The 16,478-nt window shown below is 57.9% G+C and carries 16 protein-coding genes; 3 read left to right on the top strand and 13 right to left on the bottom strand.

The window, feature by feature from the left end:
• Nucleotides 1-15: 15 nt before the first annotated feature.
• The 3 genes from sufC to yegQ all read right to left on the bottom strand — a co-directional run bounded on the left by sufC (nucleotide 16) and on the right by yegQ (nucleotide 4,137).
• Entirely contained in the window at nucleotides 16-801 is a 786-nt protein-coding gene (sufC, locus tag D0851_RS08925) for a Fe-S cluster assembly ATPase SufC (RefSeq protein ID WP_117618330.1), read from the bottom strand.
• Nucleotides 802-891: 90 nt separating this feature from the next.
• Nucleotides 892-2,340, bottom strand: a complete 1,449-nt coding sequence (gene sufB / locus D0851_RS08920; RefSeq protein WP_117618329.1) for a Fe-S cluster assembly protein SufB — start codon at nucleotides 2,338-2,340, stop codon at nucleotides 892-894.
• A gap of 480 nt (nucleotides 2,341-2,820) precedes the next feature.
• Nucleotides 2,821-4,137, bottom strand: a complete 1,317-nt coding sequence (yegQ, locus tag D0851_RS08915) for a tRNA 5-hydroxyuridine modification protein YegQ (RefSeq protein ID WP_117618328.1) — start codon at nucleotides 4,135-4,137, stop codon at nucleotides 2,821-2,823.
• A gap of 207 nt (nucleotides 4,138-4,344) precedes the next feature.
• Between yegQ and D0851_RS08910 the strand changes: the two genes are divergently transcribed.
• Nucleotides 4,345-4,701: a helix-turn-helix transcriptional regulator gene (locus tag D0851_RS08910; RefSeq protein ID WP_117618327.1), complete on the top strand. Its 357-nt coding sequence runs from the start codon at nucleotides 4,345-4,347 to the stop codon at nucleotides 4,699-4,701.
• A 6-nt stretch (nucleotides 4,702-4,707) separates the two neighbouring features.
• Here D0851_RS08910 and fabB read toward each other — a convergent pair whose 3' ends face one another.
• Both fabB and fabA read right to left on the bottom strand, forming a co-directional pair.
• The gene (gene fabB / locus D0851_RS08905; RefSeq protein ID WP_117618326.1) at nucleotides 4,708-5,919 is read right to left on the bottom strand and encodes a beta-ketoacyl-ACP synthase I; all 1,212 of its coding nucleotides are present in this window, start codon (nucleotides 5,917-5,919) and stop codon (nucleotides 4,708-4,710) included.
• Nucleotides 5,920-5,930: 11 nt separating this feature from the next.
• Nucleotides 5,931-6,440 carry a bifunctional 3-hydroxydecanoyl-ACP dehydratase/trans-2-decenoyl-ACP isomerase gene (fabA, locus tag D0851_RS08900; protein WP_117618325.1) on the bottom strand — a complete coding sequence of 170 codons (510 nt, stop codon included), beginning with the start codon at nucleotides 6,438-6,440 and terminating at the stop codon, nucleotides 5,931-5,933.
• A 344-nt stretch (nucleotides 6,441-6,784) separates the two neighbouring features.
• Here fabA and D0851_RS08895 point away from each other — a divergent pair, with 344 nt between their 5' ends.
• Complete coding sequence (locus D0851_RS08895; protein ID WP_117618324.1) at nucleotides 6,785-7,315, top strand: SRPBCC family protein; 531 nt, start codon at nucleotides 6,785-6,787, stop codon at nucleotides 7,313-7,315.
• Nucleotides 7,316-7,372: 57 nt separating this feature from the next.
• Here the strand turns inward: D0851_RS08895 and D0851_RS08890 are convergent, their stop codons facing one another.
• Nucleotides 7,373-8,557, bottom strand: a complete 1,185-nt coding sequence (locus D0851_RS08890) for an NnrS family protein (protein WP_117618323.1) — start codon at nucleotides 8,555-8,557, stop codon at nucleotides 7,373-7,375.
• Between the two features lie 126 nt (nucleotides 8,558-8,683).
• Here D0851_RS08890 and D0851_RS08885 point away from each other — a divergent pair, with 126 nt between their 5' ends.
• Nucleotides 8,684-9,058: a SirB2 family protein gene (locus D0851_RS08885; protein ID WP_117618322.1), complete on the top strand. Its 375-nt coding sequence runs from the start codon at nucleotides 8,684-8,686 to the stop codon at nucleotides 9,056-9,058.
• Nucleotides 9,059-9,262: 204 nt separating this feature from the next.
• Here the strand turns inward: D0851_RS08885 and D0851_RS08880 are convergent, their stop codons facing one another.
• The 7 genes from D0851_RS08880 to D0851_RS08850 all read right to left on the bottom strand — a co-directional run bounded on the left by D0851_RS08880 (nucleotide 9,263) and on the right by D0851_RS08850 (nucleotide 16,435).
• Nucleotides 9,263-10,147 carry a 2-oxo acid dehydrogenase subunit E2 gene (locus D0851_RS08880; protein WP_117618321.1) on the bottom strand — a complete coding sequence of 295 codons (885 nt, stop codon included), beginning with the start codon at nucleotides 10,145-10,147 and terminating at the stop codon, nucleotides 9,263-9,265.
• Between the two features lie 21 nt (nucleotides 10,148-10,168).
• Complete coding sequence (locus tag D0851_RS08875; RefSeq protein WP_117618320.1) at nucleotides 10,169-11,485, bottom strand: biotin/lipoyl-containing protein; 1,317 nt, start codon at nucleotides 11,483-11,485, stop codon at nucleotides 10,169-10,171.
• Nucleotides 11,475-12,470, bottom strand: coding sequence for an alpha-ketoacid dehydrogenase subunit beta (locus tag D0851_RS08870; protein ID WP_117618319.1), 996 nt, complete (start codon nucleotides 12,468-12,470; stop codon nucleotides 11,475-11,477). The genes D0851_RS08875 and D0851_RS08870 overlap by 11 nt, the downstream gene beginning before the upstream one ends.
• A gap of 13 nt (nucleotides 12,471-12,483) precedes the next feature.
• Nucleotides 12,484-13,524, bottom strand: coding sequence for a thiamine pyrophosphate-dependent dehydrogenase E1 component subunit alpha (locus D0851_RS08865; protein ID WP_117618318.1), 1,041 nt, complete (start codon nucleotides 13,522-13,524; stop codon nucleotides 12,484-12,486).
• A gap of 23 nt (nucleotides 13,525-13,547) precedes the next feature.
• Nucleotides 13,548-14,822 (bottom strand): TRAP transporter large permease, encoded by a 1,275-nt coding sequence (locus D0851_RS08860; protein WP_117618317.1) that lies wholly within the window; start codon nucleotides 14,820-14,822, stop codon nucleotides 13,548-13,550.
• Between the two features lie 10 nt (nucleotides 14,823-14,832).
• Complete coding sequence (locus D0851_RS08855; protein WP_117618316.1) at nucleotides 14,833-15,363, bottom strand: TRAP transporter small permease; 531 nt, start codon at nucleotides 15,361-15,363, stop codon at nucleotides 14,833-14,835.
• A gap of 91 nt (nucleotides 15,364-15,454) precedes the next feature.
• Nucleotides 15,455-16,435, bottom strand: a complete 981-nt coding sequence (locus tag D0851_RS08850; protein ID WP_117618315.1) for a sialic acid TRAP transporter substrate-binding protein SiaP — start codon at nucleotides 16,433-16,435, stop codon at nucleotides 15,455-15,457.
• Nucleotides 16,436-16,478 lie beyond the last annotated feature (43 nt).

The following is a 16,478-nucleotide window of genomic DNA, read 5'->3' as shown; positions in this document are numbered from 1 at the left end:
TCCGCGACCTCCTTTTTAGTTGCCGGAAACGTTGGCTGTGCTGTCGGCGGTTTCTTCATCCTTGATGCCGAGCCAGCCGTAGCCACGTTCTTCCAGCTCCAGGGCCAGCTCACGGCCGCCGGATTTAACGATCTTGCCCCCGGCCAGCACGTGCACGTAATCCGGCACAATGTGGTTCAGCAGGCGCTGGTAGTGGGTCACCATCAAAATGGCGCGGTCTTTTGCGCGCAGGGCGTTAACGCCGTTGGAGACCACCTGCAGGGCGTCGATGTCCAGCCCGGAATCGGTTTCATCCAGAATGGCCAGCTTCGGCTGCAGCAGGAGCGCCTGCATGATTTCGTTTCGTTTTTTCTCACCGCCGGAGAAGCCTTCATTGACGCCGCGTTTCAGGAAGGCCGGATCCAGATCTACCTGTTTGGAGACCTCCTTGGCCAGCTTCATGAACTCCGCCGCGTTCATCTCGCCTTCGCCCTTGTGGTGACGCATGGCGTTCACGGCGGTGCGAAGGAACTGAAGGTTGCTCACGCCGGGAATCTCCACCGGGTACTGGAATGCCAGGAAAATGCCTTCGCGGGCGCGTTCCTCGGTTTCAAGCTCCAGCAGGTTTTCGCCATTCAGGGTAATTTCCCCCTCGGTGACTTCAAATGCTTCGTTGCCTGCCAGCACCTGCGACAGGGTGCTCTTACCAGAGCCGTTGGGGCCCATGATGGCGTGAACTTCCCCGGCCTTGATCTCCAGGTTGATACCCTTGAGGATTTCTTTGTCCTCAACGGATGCGTGCAGGTTCTTGATGCTCAGCATTTGTCGGCTTCTCTCTGTATTCTGAAATTCTGTATGTAAATTAAACCGTTTCGGTGCCCGCAAAACGTTCGGCGCAGCGAGGCAAAATAGTTAACCAACGGACCCTTCGAGGCTCACTTCGAGCAGCTTGCCGGCCTCGACAGCGAACTCCATCGGCAGTTCCCTGAACACCTCCTTGCAGAAGCCGTTCACGATCATGGACACGGCCTGCTCCGGATCGATACCACGCTGGCGGCAGAGGAACATCTGCTCATCGCTGACCTTGGACGTGGTGGCCTCGTGCTCGACAATGGCGGACTTGTTCTTGCTCTCTATGTACGGGAAGGTGTGCGCGCCGCAGCGGTCGCCAATGAGCAGCGAATCACACTGGGTGAAGTTGCGCGCGCCTTCCGCGCCGGGGCCGAATTTCACCAGCCCGCGATAGGCGTTGGAGCTCTTGCCGGCGGAGATACCCTTGGAGATGATGGTGCTGGAGGTATTCTTGCCCAGGTGGATCATCTTGGTGCCGGTGTCGGCCTGCTGGTAATTATTGGTCAGCGCCACGGAATAGAATTCGCCCACGCTGTTGTCGCCGCGCAGTACGCAGCTCGGGTACTTCCAGGTTACCGCTGAACCGGTCTCGACCTGGGTCCAGGAGATTTTGGAGTTCTTGCCGATGCAGGCGCCGCGCTTGGTCACGAAGTTAAAGATGCCGCCCTTGCCTTCTTCGTCGCCCGGGTACCAGTTCTGCACGGTGGAGTATTTGATCTGGGCATCGTCCAGGGCCACCAGCTCAACCACGGCCGCGTGCAGCTGGTTTTCGTCCCGCATGGGCGCGGTGCAGCCCTCGAGGTAGCTCACGTAGCTGCTGTCTTCGGCGATGATCAGGGTGCGCTCGAACTGGCCGGTGTTGGCTGCGTTGATGCGGAAGTAGGTGGACAGCTCCATGGGGCAGCGCACGCCCTTGGGCACATACACGAAGGTGCCGTCGGAGAAGACCGCCGAATTCAGTGCGGCAAAGAAGTTGTCGCCGTGGGGTACCACGGTGCCCAGATACTTCTGTACCAGCTCCGGATAATCGCGGACGGCCTCGGAGATGGAGCAGAAAATCACGCCGGCTTTGGCGAGGGGCTCCTTGAAAGTGGTCGCGACGGAAACGGAATCGAATACGGCATCGACGGCTACGCCAGCCAGCTTTTCGCGCTCGTGGAGGGGGATGCCCAGCTTTTCGTAGGTTTTCAGCAGTTCCGGATCCACCTCGTCCAGGCTCTGGGGCATGTCTTCGGGGCGCTTGGGCGCGGAATAGTACGAAATCGAGTTGTAATCGATTTTCGGGTAGCCCACGTGGGCCCAGTCCGGCTCGTCCATCTCGAGCCAGCGACGGTAGGCTTTCAGGCGCCACTCCAGCATCCATTCCGGTTCTTTCTTGAGGCCGGAAAGGCGGGCGATAACGTCTTCATTAAGGCCGGGTTCGAACGTGTCGGATTCAATGTCTGTTACGAATCCGTACTCGTATTCCCGTTTGATCAGCTCGTTCACCTCGGTGTCGGTGGTCGCCATGATCGTCGCTCCGTATTCTCTCATCGCGGGCTTGCGCCCTTGGTGTCGCCGGCAGCCTCATAGGCGGGCTGTCGATCGGATGTCATCAGTTTGGGTGTTGCAGTGGTCGCTCATCCGGTGAGTGCGCCCTGCAATCGCTTTTTGGATGACGGATTTCTGGTGGCCTGATGCTGAAAAGTAAGCAGAAAAACAGGCTGAATCCGTTGCTTCTGGCTGGCGATTATACAATACCAGAGTAAATTAGTCAGGTATTAATTTGTGCGTGAGGTGATTATACCTTAATCGGCCTTTGGGGCACTAAGGGGGCTGCCAATAGCCTTGATAGTCTGGCCTCGGGCAGGACGGCGTATTATGGAGGGGGCGTCAGGCGGGTCTGCCTCCCAAAACACGCCGTGAACCCGTCCATGGGGGCTCGGCATTGCCATCCATGGCAATGCACGGTTTTGGGAGGCAGACCCGCCTGACGCCTCAAACTAATTGCTATTCGCTGGCGGGAAGGATTCTGGTCAGGTAGGTGAAATCCAGAGATTTTGGCAAATGTTCTGGTTTCGGAATTCTCACGATATGGCCACTGCCCGGGGCATACTCCATGGTTTCGCCGTTCCGGTTTTCCATGATATCAGCGGAGAAACGAATATTACCGGCCGGGTTGATCAGTTCCAGTTGGTCGCCTGGGGCGAATTTGTTTTTCACGTCGATGGTCAGCCATCGGTCATCCGCATCCGTTATGGTGCCTACAACCTGCTGGGTGCCGAGGAACGATGAGCCCTGTTCGTAGGTCTGGTATTCCCGGGGTACGTGCCGGCGGAGGAAGCCTTCGGTGTAGCCGCGGTTGGAGAGGGCTTCGAGTTCGTCCATCAGGTTCATGTCAAAGGGCTTGCCGTGTACGGCCTCGTCGATGGCCCGGCGGTACACCTGGGTGGTGCGGGCTACGTAGTAGGTGCTTTTGGTGCGGCCTTCGATTTTCAGGGAGTGGACTCCCATTTTGGTCAGTTCCGCTACGTGCTGGACGGCCCTCAGGTCTTTCGAGTTCATGATGTAGGTGCCGTGTTCGTCCTCGTAGGCGGGGATGAAGCCTCCGGGGCGATTGGGCTCTTCCAGCAGGAGCTCTTTTGGCTCCACGTCTTGCACACCGCCGCTGCAGGTGGCGATCAGGTCGCCGGTCTGGTCATGGCTGTGCTGGACTTCCTTGTAGTTCCAGCGGCAGGCGTTGGTGCAGGCGCCCTGGTTGGCGTCCCGGTGGTTCATGTAGCCGGAGAGCAGGCAGCGGCCGGAGTAGGCCATGCACAGGGCGCCGTGCACGAAGACTTCCAGTTCCATGTCCGGGACCCGGTCGCGGATCTCGCGAATTTCGTCAAGAGCCAGTTCTCTGGAAAGGATTACCCGGCTGATGCCCTGTCTGCGCCAGAACTCCACAGTTGCCCAGTTAACGGCGTTGGCCTGCACCGAGAGGTGTATGGGCTGGTCCGGCCATTTTTCCCGCACCAGCATGATCAGTCCGGGGTCAGACATGATCAGGGCATCGGGTTTTTGTTCCAGTACCGGCTCCAGGTCTTTCAGATAGCTGCGTACCTTGTTGTTGTGAGGTGCTATGTTGGAGACAAGGTAGAACTGTTTGCCAAGTTCATGGGCTCTTGCGATTCCGGAGCCGAGGGCTGCAACATCCTTGAAACTGTTGTTCCTTACTCTCAGGGAGTAGCGGGGCTGGCCGGCGTAGACGGCATCCGCACCGTAGGCGAAGGCGGTTTCGAGGTGTTCAGGGGTGCCTGCGGGGGCAAGCAGTTCCGGGGTGTTCATGTTGGCTCCGGGTGGTCCGTTCAGGTCAGTCTGGTTGGCGGGCCCTGGCAGGGGATGCCGCCATTCTGAAAAGCGGGGTATTTTGCCGTACGTTGGCGGAGGTTCCCTTGACCCTGCTCAAAGGTAGTATTGATTGTTTTCGGCTAACAAGTGTACGCTCACAGCGTCGGCCAATATGGCCACAGAATCGGAAAAGAGGAGTTCCAGATGGGATCAAAGCCTCTGACGCCAGAGGTGGCGCGGGCTTCGCTGAGTCTTAGGGTGAGTTCCCTGATCAGTGTACAGCTTGCCCGTGGCAAGGTTGGTGTGGAAGTCGTGGCGTCGCAGCTGCATATGAGCCGCTACACGCTGCACAAGAAGCTGAAGCGGGAAGGGCTGACGTTTGCCCGCCTGCTTGAGGAGGTTCGCCGTAAACAGGCGCTGACCTACATGCAGGATAAAACCAAGCCACTCGTGGAAATTGCAGAGCAGCTCGGGTTCTCGGAATTGAGCGCATTCAGCCGGGCTTTCAAGCGCTGGATGGGAACATCCCCGGCTGAATATCGTTCTGTCAGGCTGTCCTGATCCGGCTCAGACCTTTTTGAACACCAGCGAGGCGTTGGTGCCGCCAAAGCCGAAGCTGTTGCTCATCACCAGGTCCAGATTCTGGTTGTCCATGCGCTCCCGAACGATCGGGTAGCCTTCGGCCCCTTCATCGAGGGTCTGGATGTTGGCCGACGGAGCAATGAAACCCTCGCGCAGCATGATCAGGCTGTAAATGGCCTCATGCACGCCTGCCGCACCCAGGGCATGGCCGCACAGGGGTTTGGTGGAGCTCAGCGGCGGGATTTTGTCGCCGAAGGTTTCCTTCAGTGCTTTCAGCTCGGTGATATCGCCTGCCGGGGTGCTGGTGCCGTGAGTGTTGACGTAGCTGATCTCGCCGTCCAGATGCTTCATGGCCTGCTTCATGCAGCGCACCGCGCCCTCGCCGCTCGGGGCAACCATATCGGCACCGTCGGAAGTCGCACCGAAGCCGACGATCTCCGCCAGAATGTTTGCGCCGCGTGCTTCTGCGTGTTCCAGCGCTTCAAGGGCCAGAACACCGCCGCCACCGGAAATAACGAAACCGTCCCGGTTTGCGTCATAGGTGCGGGACGCCAGTTCCGGCGTGTCGTTGTACTTGGTGGACAGGGCGCCCATGGCGTCGAACAACAGACTCAGGGTCCAGTGGATGTCCTCGCCGCCGCCGGCAAACATTACATCCTGGCGCCCCAGCGCAATCAGGTCTGCAGCGTGGCCAATGGCGTGTGCACTGGTGGCACAGGCGGAGGTAATGCCGTAGTTGATGCCGCGGATGCCAAAGCCGGTTGAGAGGGAGGCGTTAATGGCGCTGCCCATTGTGCGGGGCACGCGATAGGGGCCCACCCGGCGGATGCCGCGGTCACGGTGCGTGTCGATGGAATCGAGCAGCTCAACGGTGGAGGCGCCCCCCTGGCCGAAAATAATGCCTGTGGTGTCGGCCTTGATGTGCTTGTCGGTCAGGCCGGCCTGTTCGATGGCTTCAAGCATGGCCAGGTAGGTATAGCCTGAGGCCGGGCACATGAAGCGCCAGAGTTTGCGGTCGATCAGTTCCGGAAGGTTCAGGTTTATCTGGCCACAGACGTGGCTGCGGAGGCCCTTGTCCCGTGCTTCTTCGCTGAAGCCGATGCCGGGACGGGAATCCTTGAGGGACTGGGCAACGTCCTTCTGGTTGGTGCCAAGGCTGGAAACAATGCCCATACCAGTAATTACAACACGACGCATCTTGTTAACTCCTAAAAATCATCGGTCGAGGTGAACATGCCAACCCGGAGGTCCTTGGCGGTGTAGATTTCCCGGCCGTCCACTTCCATCCGGCCATCGGCAATTGCCATGGTCAGTTTGCGCCTGATCACGCGCTTGAGATCCAGGCGGTAGGTCACCTTTTTGGCAGTAGGCAGCACCTGGCCGGTAAACTTTACTTCACCGGAACCCAGGGCACGGCCCTTGCCTTCTCCGCCACCCCAGGCCAGAAAGAAGCCGACCAGCTGCCACATGGCGTCCAGCCCCAGGCATCCGGGCATAACGGGATCATCAACAAAGTGCACCTTGAAGAACCAGAGGTCCGGGTTGATGTCGAGTTCCGCCAGGATACTGCCCTTGCCATACAGGCCATCGTTGTCTGCTATATGCGTGACGCGGTCGAACATCAGCATCTCATCAATGGGCAGACGCATGGAGCCAGGGAAGAGTGTGCCGTGGCCACATCTGATCAGGTCTTCTTTATCAAAATGATCCGGGTTCATAGTGCCAGTATCTCAGTTACAAAATGATTTCCTCATACTTTAGCGCGAATTGGGCGTTTCGGTATTGACCTTTAGTGGATGATTGCCTTTTTTGCCGGGGTGAGGGGTTGATGGTCATCAAAGATCTGCCAGCGGCATGGTGGTAACGTGTGAACCGGCCCTTGAACAGAGCCGTTGATACACCGGATACCGTGGGATTCCTTGGGGAATATGCAACTCATGATTCGGTATGTATGGGTTTGCGGCTATGAAAAGTAAGAAATATAAATGTTCAGGGTCTTTTATTTGTCTGCTGGCCCGCAGGTATGGGGCAAGGTGGAATGGTATAAAAGGAGGGCGCATTGATGGCACTGGATGCTGATGACATTCAGGGAAACATCTGGCGTGAGGGAGAGTGGGTTGTCGCCCGGCTGCAACGAAAAATCGGATATGCGCCCGAGGTCGTCTGGAAAATGCTGACGGATTCCGTGTGCCTCAGCCAGTGGCTGGCACCGGGCACTCTGGAACAGGAGCGGGGTGGCAGGGTCAAGCTGGATTTTGGCAACAGTGGCACACCCATCGATTGCCGGATCAGCGCTTGCGAACCCCACTGTCTGCTGGCGTATTCCTGGAGTGCCGGCGATGATCCGGAACGGCCACTGGTCTGGGAGTTGTCCCCGGACGGTGGCGGGACGATCCTTACCCTCACGCTTTTTCTCCCTGACGACGAGTTGATCGCCATTGCCTGTGCGGGCTGGGATGCGCACCTGGAAATGCTGATGGCGGCGATGGAAGGCATCAGAATTTCATTTCCGGCCGCCCGTTTTCACGAGTCGCGGTCCGCATTTGCCGAGTTGGCGCGGAAAAACTGGCAGCCTGAGTGGGCTGAACGGTAAAGGCAGGCTCCCGGGCCTGCCTTTTTTCGTCTGCCTTTATTCGAGTGTTCCGGGCGTTTATCCGTCGCGGCCGTCCGGGCGTGGACTGGCCAGTACCCGGGTGTAGCGGAACAGGAACATGCCAAACGCGAACAACCAGAGCAGCGCGCTGGCGCTGATTCCCGGATGCCAGCTGATAACCTCGAAGGCTGTCAGCACCCGGATAAGTGCGGCCAGGTGAATGGCGATGAATGCGGTCACCATGCCTGTGGGCAGAACCAGCGGCCGGCCGGTGTGACCGAGGGAGACGCGGGCGATGACGCCGAAAATCAGGCAGGCCACTGCGCCCGTGCCGGCGGCGTGGCTCCAGGCGTTGGATGGCCAGCCGGCAAGCAGTGTGCCGGCCAGCAGGAACAGGGCCACGGGCACCCAGAGGATGGACAGGTGCAGAATCCAGAGCAGTGGTTCCTTACGAACCAGCCAGCCTTTCCAGCCTGCCAGTCGCACCAGCATCAGGGTGCCTGCAACAATGGCCAATACGCCGGTGACGGTTTGCCAGCCAGTGACCAGGGAGACCATCAGCAGAATCAGGCTGAACAATGTGGTCATATCCAGGGCTGGGACAGTTTTCACGGCAGCGCTGTCCAGCCCTCGTTGACGAAGCCAGCCGGTGGTGAAGGCCGGAGTGATGCGCCCACCAATGATGCTGATCAGCGCCATGGCCATGATCAGGGCACCGTAGCTGAAGGTCATATCCAGTTGGGTCACGAATCCTATCTGCATCAGCCAGAGTAGCCCCAGAACCAGCAGGATCAACAGCTGGCGCTTCTGGCGGGCGCGCCAGATCCGCCAGCCGGCATCCAGCATGACCAGGGGCAGAAATGCCAGGTTCACGGTATGCACAAGCCAGTCCGGCAGGCCCGCACCGAAAGCAAGCAGCAGGCGGCCGGCCAGCCAGACGCCCCAGAGCAATACCAGTCTGGTTCCGTAGGTGCGCTCCGTCTGGGTCCACACGCAGACTGCGGTCAGCAGGAAGCCGGCGATGCCTGCCGACAGGAAACCGAACAACATCTCATGCTGATGCCAGAACAGGCCCGGCAGGGCCAGGGGCAGGCTGATCACACCATTGACCTGCATGATCCAGAGGGGGATCGCAAGCAGCGCCAGTACCGTCATGGACAGGAAGAAAATCCGGAACGGATAGCTGAAAAGCTGGCTGACGCTGGCGGCTTCGGTTTGGCTGGTGGTGGGGATCGCCGGCATGGTTGTCTCCGCTTATACATATAATTACAGTACATGTTATACGCGAGCCGATAGAAAGAACATACCCGGTTCGGGGTATCTTTGCGTACAATGCCGCCATCGTTTTGATTCACAACGGGATGATTTATGAGTGCCTATCTAATTCTCAAGCACCTACACATGACCACGGCCTATCTGACCGTTGTGCTGTTTGCTCTGCGTCTGCTGCTGGATGCGGTTGGCAGGCCCGACTGGCGGAAAACACCGTTGCGCTGGATTCCGCATGCGAATGACACGGTCTTGCTGATAGCGGCCATCAGCCTGTTGTTTGTGACGCCCTGGATGCCATTCGTGAATGGCTGGCTGACGGCCAAAATCTTGCTGTTGATCGGCTACATCATTGCCGGTCTGTTTGCTTTGCGGACAACGCAGGCAACGCCGGTGCGGGTGGCTGCAGCCGTGATTGCGCTGGTGCAGGTCACTGTCATTTTCCACCTGGCAGTGACGAAGCCGGTTTTTTAGAAGGCACTGCGCCCGGTATTTATTCCCGGTCCCTCCCGGCAACCCGCTTTGTCAACCCCGCCAGCGGTGGCTGCAAAGCCTGGAACTGGCGGGGAATATTGTCCCCCCCATCCATTTTCTGCAAGGATGGCACGAGCCGGCGCATCCCATTGTCTTGCCAAAAACAATCAACCCGACTTATTCAGAAATCATCAGTACACGCTCTTACACCACCATTCGACGCGGGTCAGACAACATTGATGAGTAGCGTGCACAGAAACGCGCTGCATCAGCGCCATTGATCACTCGGTGATCATAGCTAAGGTCCAGCGAGACTCGTGGCACCGGATGGAAAGACTCACCATCCCAGACCGGAACGGTTTCTGGACGAGTGAGGCCCAGGATAGCCACTTCAGGTGGATTAACGATGGGTGTGAAACCAACGCCGCCAATGCTACCTAAATTTGTGATGGTCATTGAGGCGCCGCCCATCTCGCTCGCGCCAACCTGTCGGTTCTGTGCTCTTTCGGCTAGATCGGCGATTTCAGCCGCAATTTGCCACAGACCCTTTGTGTCAGCGTCGCGAATCACCGGTACCATAAGGCCGTATGGGGTATCTACAGCGATGCCTATGTGCACGTACTCTTTAAACACTAGTGTCTGACCATCGGCTGAAAGCGATGCGTTAAAACGGGGGAATTCCTCCAGGCAACGGGCAAGGGCTATAACGTTGAAAGCGAGCACCGTGAGCTTCAACCCACGAGACTGCGCCTCTGGTTTGAGTTCTTTGCGCCAGGCTTCGACAGCGCTGATATTGGCACGTTCGTGATACGTGACTGCTGGAATCAGTGCCTGGGCCGCCGACAGGTTAGCGGAGGCTACTTTCGCGAAACGGCTGAGGGGCTCTTCGCTCACCGGGCCGTAGAGGGAGTGGTCGACGTCCCAGTGGGACGTGTCCCCGGCCGGGACTTTTGAGGCGGCTGGCTTTTCGTCATTAAGATCTTCTCGCACAATATTCCTGCGGCCCAGATCGTTGGCGAGTTTCTTGAGATCGATGCCCTTTTCCCGGGCCAAGGCCCGAACCGAGGGCGGTGCAATAATATCAGTCATGATTGGCTTCCACTCTATAGCTCAGAGCAGGTGACGGAGCGGTTGCTCCATGCGACCTGCAAAATCCGAAAGAAGGTTAATCGCCGTGGATGCATTCATCTGCTCTGCGGTGCATTCCAGCGTCAGCTTCAACCCGGTACCCGTAGTTAAAATGCTGATCACCGGGGTGTCTTCAGGGCCCACCTGAATGGAACTCAGGTGGCCAAATCGCAAATCACGCAGCCTTACGTCAGGCGTGGTGTCAGAGTCGGCTTCGGTCAGATTGCCAAGGCGGCGTCCACGAACTTTATAAAGGCGAGTCTCTCCGAAGGCTTCTAGTGCCACGATAGTGTTTTCCCGGCCAAGACTGGTTCCTGCGAATGCGGCTAGCAGGGCACTGGCATCGGCCAGGCCAGTTTCTTTGGCGGCCCATGCGGCAAAGGCTTCAAAGCCATCCGAGCTCACCTCGGCGGAGATACAACGGCTGGCTGTCATGGCAGAACCTTGGGGAGCGATGGCCTTTGGAAGGTTTTCCAGAACCTCCAGGTCCTTGACATGGTAAGGCTGAGGGTGCCCTTGTTCGGCGAGCAGCGAAAGGTCCAGGCCGCGCTCGAGTGCCAGTCGCCGTGCCTTGGGCGATGCCAGGATCCGCGAATCCGATGACGGAGCAGGCTTGGCGGGACGCAAACTGCCTTTGGGCGCCGGAGCCGGCCTCTTTGTCGTCGAGGGAGCGGGAGGTGCTGTGGTCGGCGCTTTACGTTCCCTCTGACTTCGACTGACAGGCGCCTCCGGCTTTTCGCGGGAGATAATGGCGATCACATCCCCGACCGGGGCCTCTTCGCCTTCCTCTGCCAGCAGAGCCGCGACAAAGCCGTCGTGGCCTGCCTGGACTTCCACAACAGATTTATCGGTTTCGACTTCAAACAGAATATCAGCCGCGGACACAGCGTCGCCGGGCGATTTGCGCCAAGCGACAATCAGCCCGACATCCTGTGTCATGCCGAGGGCGGGCATAATGACCTCTTCGCCTTCGGGAATGGCAGAGTCTGTCTGATCCTCACTTCCCACACTTTTCTTGGGTTGATCATCGGAGGTGTCAGGCGTGGTTCCCCCTCCCTCGGGCGTTTCTGAAATGCGCGCGAGCACCTTTCCCACTGGGACTTCGTCGCCCGCTGCGGCGGTTACATCTGTCAGGTAGCCGGAGCCCTGCGCCTCGACTTCCATGGCTGCTTTATCGGTTTCTACCTCGAACAAGGCATCTCCCTCAGAAACCGGGTCCCCGGGTGATTTGTGCCAGGTCAGAATGACGCCAGTGTCCTGCGCCATCCCGAGTGCTGGCATGATGACATCAAGCGGCATGAATCATCTCCCCCGCGCAGAGTCTACGAGCGTTCGCGGCCACGCCTTCGGGCGTTGGCACAGTTAGATCTTCAAGCACTGGACTGAACGGCACAGGAACATCCATTGCCCCCATTCGCAGTACAGGTGCATCCAGATAGTAGAAGGCCTTTTCGTTAAGGCGACTGGCGATCTCGCCGGTGACACCGTAGTTCTGGTGGCCCTCATCAATTACGATAGCGCGGCTGGTTTTCCGGACGCTTTCCAGCAGTGTTTTCTCATCCAGCGGCACAATAGTGCGCGGATCGATCACTTCGGCACTTATGCCTTCAGCTTCCAGAATTCTCGCAGCGGCTTCGGCCACCTGCACCATGGAAGACGTGCCGATCAGTGTGATGTCAGTCCCCTCTCGCTTGATCTTGGCCTCACCAAAAGGAATCAGGTATTCCTCTTCGGGTACCGGGGCCTTGTCCTGGTACATCAGCTTATCTTCGAAGATGACCACTGGATTGTTATCGCGGATTGCCGTCTTCATCAGCCCTTTTGCTTCGTAAGCTGAGGAGGGCATTGCCACCTTGAGCCCCGGGATGTGCGCAACCAGTGCGTGCAGGGATTGGCTGTGCTGTGCTCCGGAGCGGCGGGTAGCGCCAAGATTGGTCCGCACTACCATGGGCACGCTCAGTTTGCCGCCAGACATATACTGCTGTTTGGCCGCCTGGTTACACAGTTGGTCCATCACCAGATAAATGAAATCTCCGAACATCAGGTCGACGATGGGCCGCGCGCCTGTCATGGCAGCGCCTACGGCGATACCGAGGAATCCCGGCTCGGAGATGGGGGTGTCGATCACGCGTTCGGTGCCGAATTCTTCGACCAGGCCGGAAAGTACTTTAAAAGGTGTGCCGGCTTCGGCCACGTCCTCACCGAGGATGAAAGTGGTGGGGTCACGGCGCATCTCTTCGACAAGCGCCTCGTTTACAGCCTGGGACAGGGTGATTTCTCTCATATCTTGGTCTCCTTCATCCACCGACGCGCAGGGTGGCTGGGTCGGTTTCGGCGTAGACATGCATGTCTACTTCTGAGGTATCCGGATAGGGCGCGGCTTCGGCGTAAGCGACGGCTTTTTTCGCGTCCTCTTTGATCTGATCATTCAGTGCCTCGATCTCATCTTCAGTGGCAAGGCCCTGTTCGACCAGCCAACCGCGGAAGCGGATGATCGGGTCGCGGTTGTCTTTCCAGTCGGCTTCTTCCTGTTTCGAGCGATAATATTCACGGTTAATGTCACCCACATGGTGCCCGTGGTAGCGATAGGTCTTCAGCTCAATAAAGAAAGGCCCTTCGTTATTCCGGCACCTTTCGACGAGTTTTCTACTTAGCTCGTTGACGGCAAGCACGTCCTGGCCATCCACTTTGAACGCCTCAATGCCAAAAGCCTCGGCGCGGGCGGTAATCGAACCGGCGGCGATCTCCTCGGTTTTGGTGTATTCCGAATAACCGTTGTTCTCGCAGGCGTAGATAACTGGCAGGTGCCACAGCGCAGCCATGTTCATGACTTCGTAAAGAAGGCCCTGTGCCGTGGCGCCGTCGCCGAAGAAGCAGACGGTCACGTCATCCTTGCCCAGCAACTTCGCACGCAGGGCCGAGCCGGTTGCCATCCCCATGGAGCCGCCAACGATGGCATTGGCCCCGAGGTTGCCGTGACTCTGATCGGCAATATGCATTGAGCCGCCCTTTCCGCGGCAATAGCCTTCTTTCTTGCCCAGCAATTCGCAGAACATTTCATTGAAGTTTGCACCTTTGGCCACGCAGTGCCCGTGACCCCGGTGGGTCGAGGTAATGCGGTCGGTGTCTTTCAGTGCTTCACAGATGCCGACTGCAACGGCCTCCTCTCCGGAATACATGTGCGTCAGCCCCGGCATCTTGGCGGAAAGATAAAGCTGATTTGCGTTGTCTTCGAAGTTCCGGATGCGCACCATCTGGGTATACATCCGCAGGTACTCGTCCTTGCTCAGGCTTGGTTCGGTCTTCGCTTTGGTCTTGGTCTTGGTTTTGGGAGTCATGTCAGTTATCCAGTCTTCAGCGGTTAACGATAGAGCAGTTCCGGCAACCACAGTGATACAGCCGGAACATAAGTGATAAGCAGGAGCACGATGACCAGGGGGATGAGGAAGGGTGCGGTGGCGCGCACCGCACTCTCAAACCTGATACCGGCAACCCGGGCGAGCACATAGAGCACCATGCCCACAGGTGGAGTTAGCAGCCCCAGCATCAGGTTCAGAATCATCATGATGCCGAAATGCACAGGATCCACGCCCATTGAGGTCACCACGGGCAACAGGACGGGCGTGAGGATGGTGATAGCGGCCACCGGCTCCATGAAAAAGCCGACAACCAGAAGCACGAGATTGACGAGCAACAGCACCAGGAAAAGGTTCTGCGTGTGGCCCAGAATCGCATCCGCAACCATCGCGGTGACTTGATTGGAAGTGAGGATCCAGGAGAAGATCGAGGCGGCGGCGACGATCATTAGCACAATGGCGGTCGTTTCGATCGTATCCATGGAAATCGCTTTGATCCTGGAGAAATCCAGGGCTTTGTAGACGACGCCACCCAGGAATAGTGCGTAAGCGCAGGCTGCAATGGCCGCCTCGGTCGGGGTGAACAGCCCAGCCAGGATACCGCCCACTATGATGATGGGAGTTAGTAAGGACAGAAAAGCGCGGTTGAACGTATGCCAAAGCACCACCCAGGCAAATCCCGCATCACGGCCATAACCGCGGACTTTCGCATACCAGGCAACCATGACCATCAGCGCCACCGCCATCAGCAGTCCCGGCAGCAGGCCGGCTGCAAAAAGTTGCCCGATTGAGGTTGAAGAAACCACACCGTAAATGACCAGAGGCAGGGATGGCGGAATCAGTGGGCCAATCGTTGAGGATGCAGCGGTGATGCCTACGGCAAAATCCGGGTCATAACCTCCTTCCTTCATGGCCTTGATCTCAACGGTTCCCAGACCACCGGCATCTGCAACCGCTGCACCGGACATTCCCGCGAACAAAACCGAGGCACCGACGTTCACGTGCCCCAGTCCTCCACGCATCCAGCCAACCAGGGCTTTGGCGAAGGCAAAAATGCGGTCGGTAATGCCGCTGTGATTCATCAGGCTGCCCGCCAGGATGAAGAAGGGCACAGCTAGCAGAGGGAAGCTGTCGACGCCGTTGATCATGCGATGTACAACCACCACCGGAGGCAAAGAGCTTTCGATTAGCAGGAACGTCAGCGAAGCGCCTGCCAGCGACAGCGCGACTGGCATCCCGATGATTAAAAGCAGCGCGAGGGTTCCGAACAGGATCAGCATAAACTACCCCTCACTGTCCATGACCGGTCTTTACATCAGGCGACACGTCCGACTTTCCGCTGACCAGATGGCGCCATGTAACCATGACTGAATAGATCGTCATCAGCGCAAAGCAGCCGGCAACCAAGCCGTATAGCACTGACTTCGGCATATCGATCGCCGTCATCATCTGACGGGTATTACCTGCAAGCTGAAAGGTGAGCCCTGTAAGTGCTGCAAACAACAGTGTCCGAAGAAGATCAACGATCATCGATAATCCACGCGCTGCGCCCGGTGGCAAATAGCGGTAGAAGAACTCAACCGATATGTGGGTATTCCGTCTAACCGCGACGCAGGCGCCGGCAAAGGTAACAACGATCAGCAGGTACCGCGCGAGCTCTTCGGTCCAGCCGATGGAATCGTTCAGCACGTAGCGCGTAAAAAACTGAACAAAGACCACAAACGCCAGAGTCCAGAACAGAATGATCAGAAGTCCTGCATCAAAGGCTGGAACGTGAGCCTTTTGTTTAGGGTTGTCGGGTATTCGGGCCTGATTAGGCATGTCACGGTCCTCGATAGTTTGCGCCTTGCAGGGCGCTAAACCCGAAAAGTGGCCGGCTGCTACAGAACTACATGCGGCCGGCTGTGTTTGATCACTTGAGAGCTTGCAGCCTGTCGAAAGTCTCGCGGTCCCAGCCCACCTGCGGGCCGTTCAGGTCGTCAGCTACCGCGGCTCGGAAGGGCGCACGATCAACTTCATTGACAGCCGTTCCTTGCTCGCGGAACCAGCTCACCAGCTCAAGTTCAGCGGTGCGGATGTCGCCCGAGGCACCCTCGGCTGCCTCCTTCAACACGGACATCAGAATTTCATGATCTTGTTCAGGCAAGCGGTCCTCCAGGCGACCAGCGACAATCGTGAGCAGCGCGTCGGTGATGTGGCCAGTCAGCGTGATGAAATCCTGAACCTCGTAGAATTTCTTGAGCTGAATGGTCGGGAGTGGGTTCTCCTGGGCATCCACTACGCCTTGCTGTAACGCCAGATACACCTCGGCAAATGCCATAGGGGTGGGGTTGGCGCCAACAGCTTCAGGAAACATCTTGTAGAGAGATGCGTTGGGAACGCGGATCTTCATGCCTTCCATGTCGGCAGGCGTCTGGATCCTCTTATTCGACGTTACATGGCGCTGACCGTAGTACACCAGCCCGGCAATATGGTCGCCGGTGGCACTGGCATATCCGGCGGCCAGATCAAGGAAGAGGTCGGAGTCGCGATAGGCTTCCCAATGCGCGAAGTCCTGAAACATGAACGGAGCACTGCCGATTGCTATTGGTCCGTAGCGGCGGCTCGCAAAGAACTGGCCATCATAGATGATATCCACCGTACCGAGTTCCAGGCCTTCGGCGAGGTCAACTTGTTTGCCCAGCGAGGATGCGGGGTAAACCTCAATCGTATACCTGCCATCGGTTCGGTCTTCAAAGGTTTTGGCGGCCCACTCCGCCCACTCATGGTAGGGCGACTGCGACTCGTAGACATGGGCCCATCTCAACTCTGTCTGCGCAAGGACGTTTCCTGGTCCGGTCAAGGCAAGAGTGCCGGCTACAAGTACACCCGGAATACTGAAGATGTTTGTCATTTCTCCTCCAAGAAAGTTGGTAGGTTCGAGAACGGACGGAGTC

This window comes from Marinobacter sp. Arc7-DN-1 (assembly GCF_003441595.1).
In the GTDB taxonomy this organism is placed as follows: domain Bacteria; phylum Pseudomonadota; class Gammaproteobacteria; order Pseudomonadales; family Oleiphilaceae; genus Marinobacter; species Marinobacter metalliresistant.
Note: the sequence above shows the minus strand (reverse complement) of the source record. Positions and strands in the feature narration are given on the sequence as shown.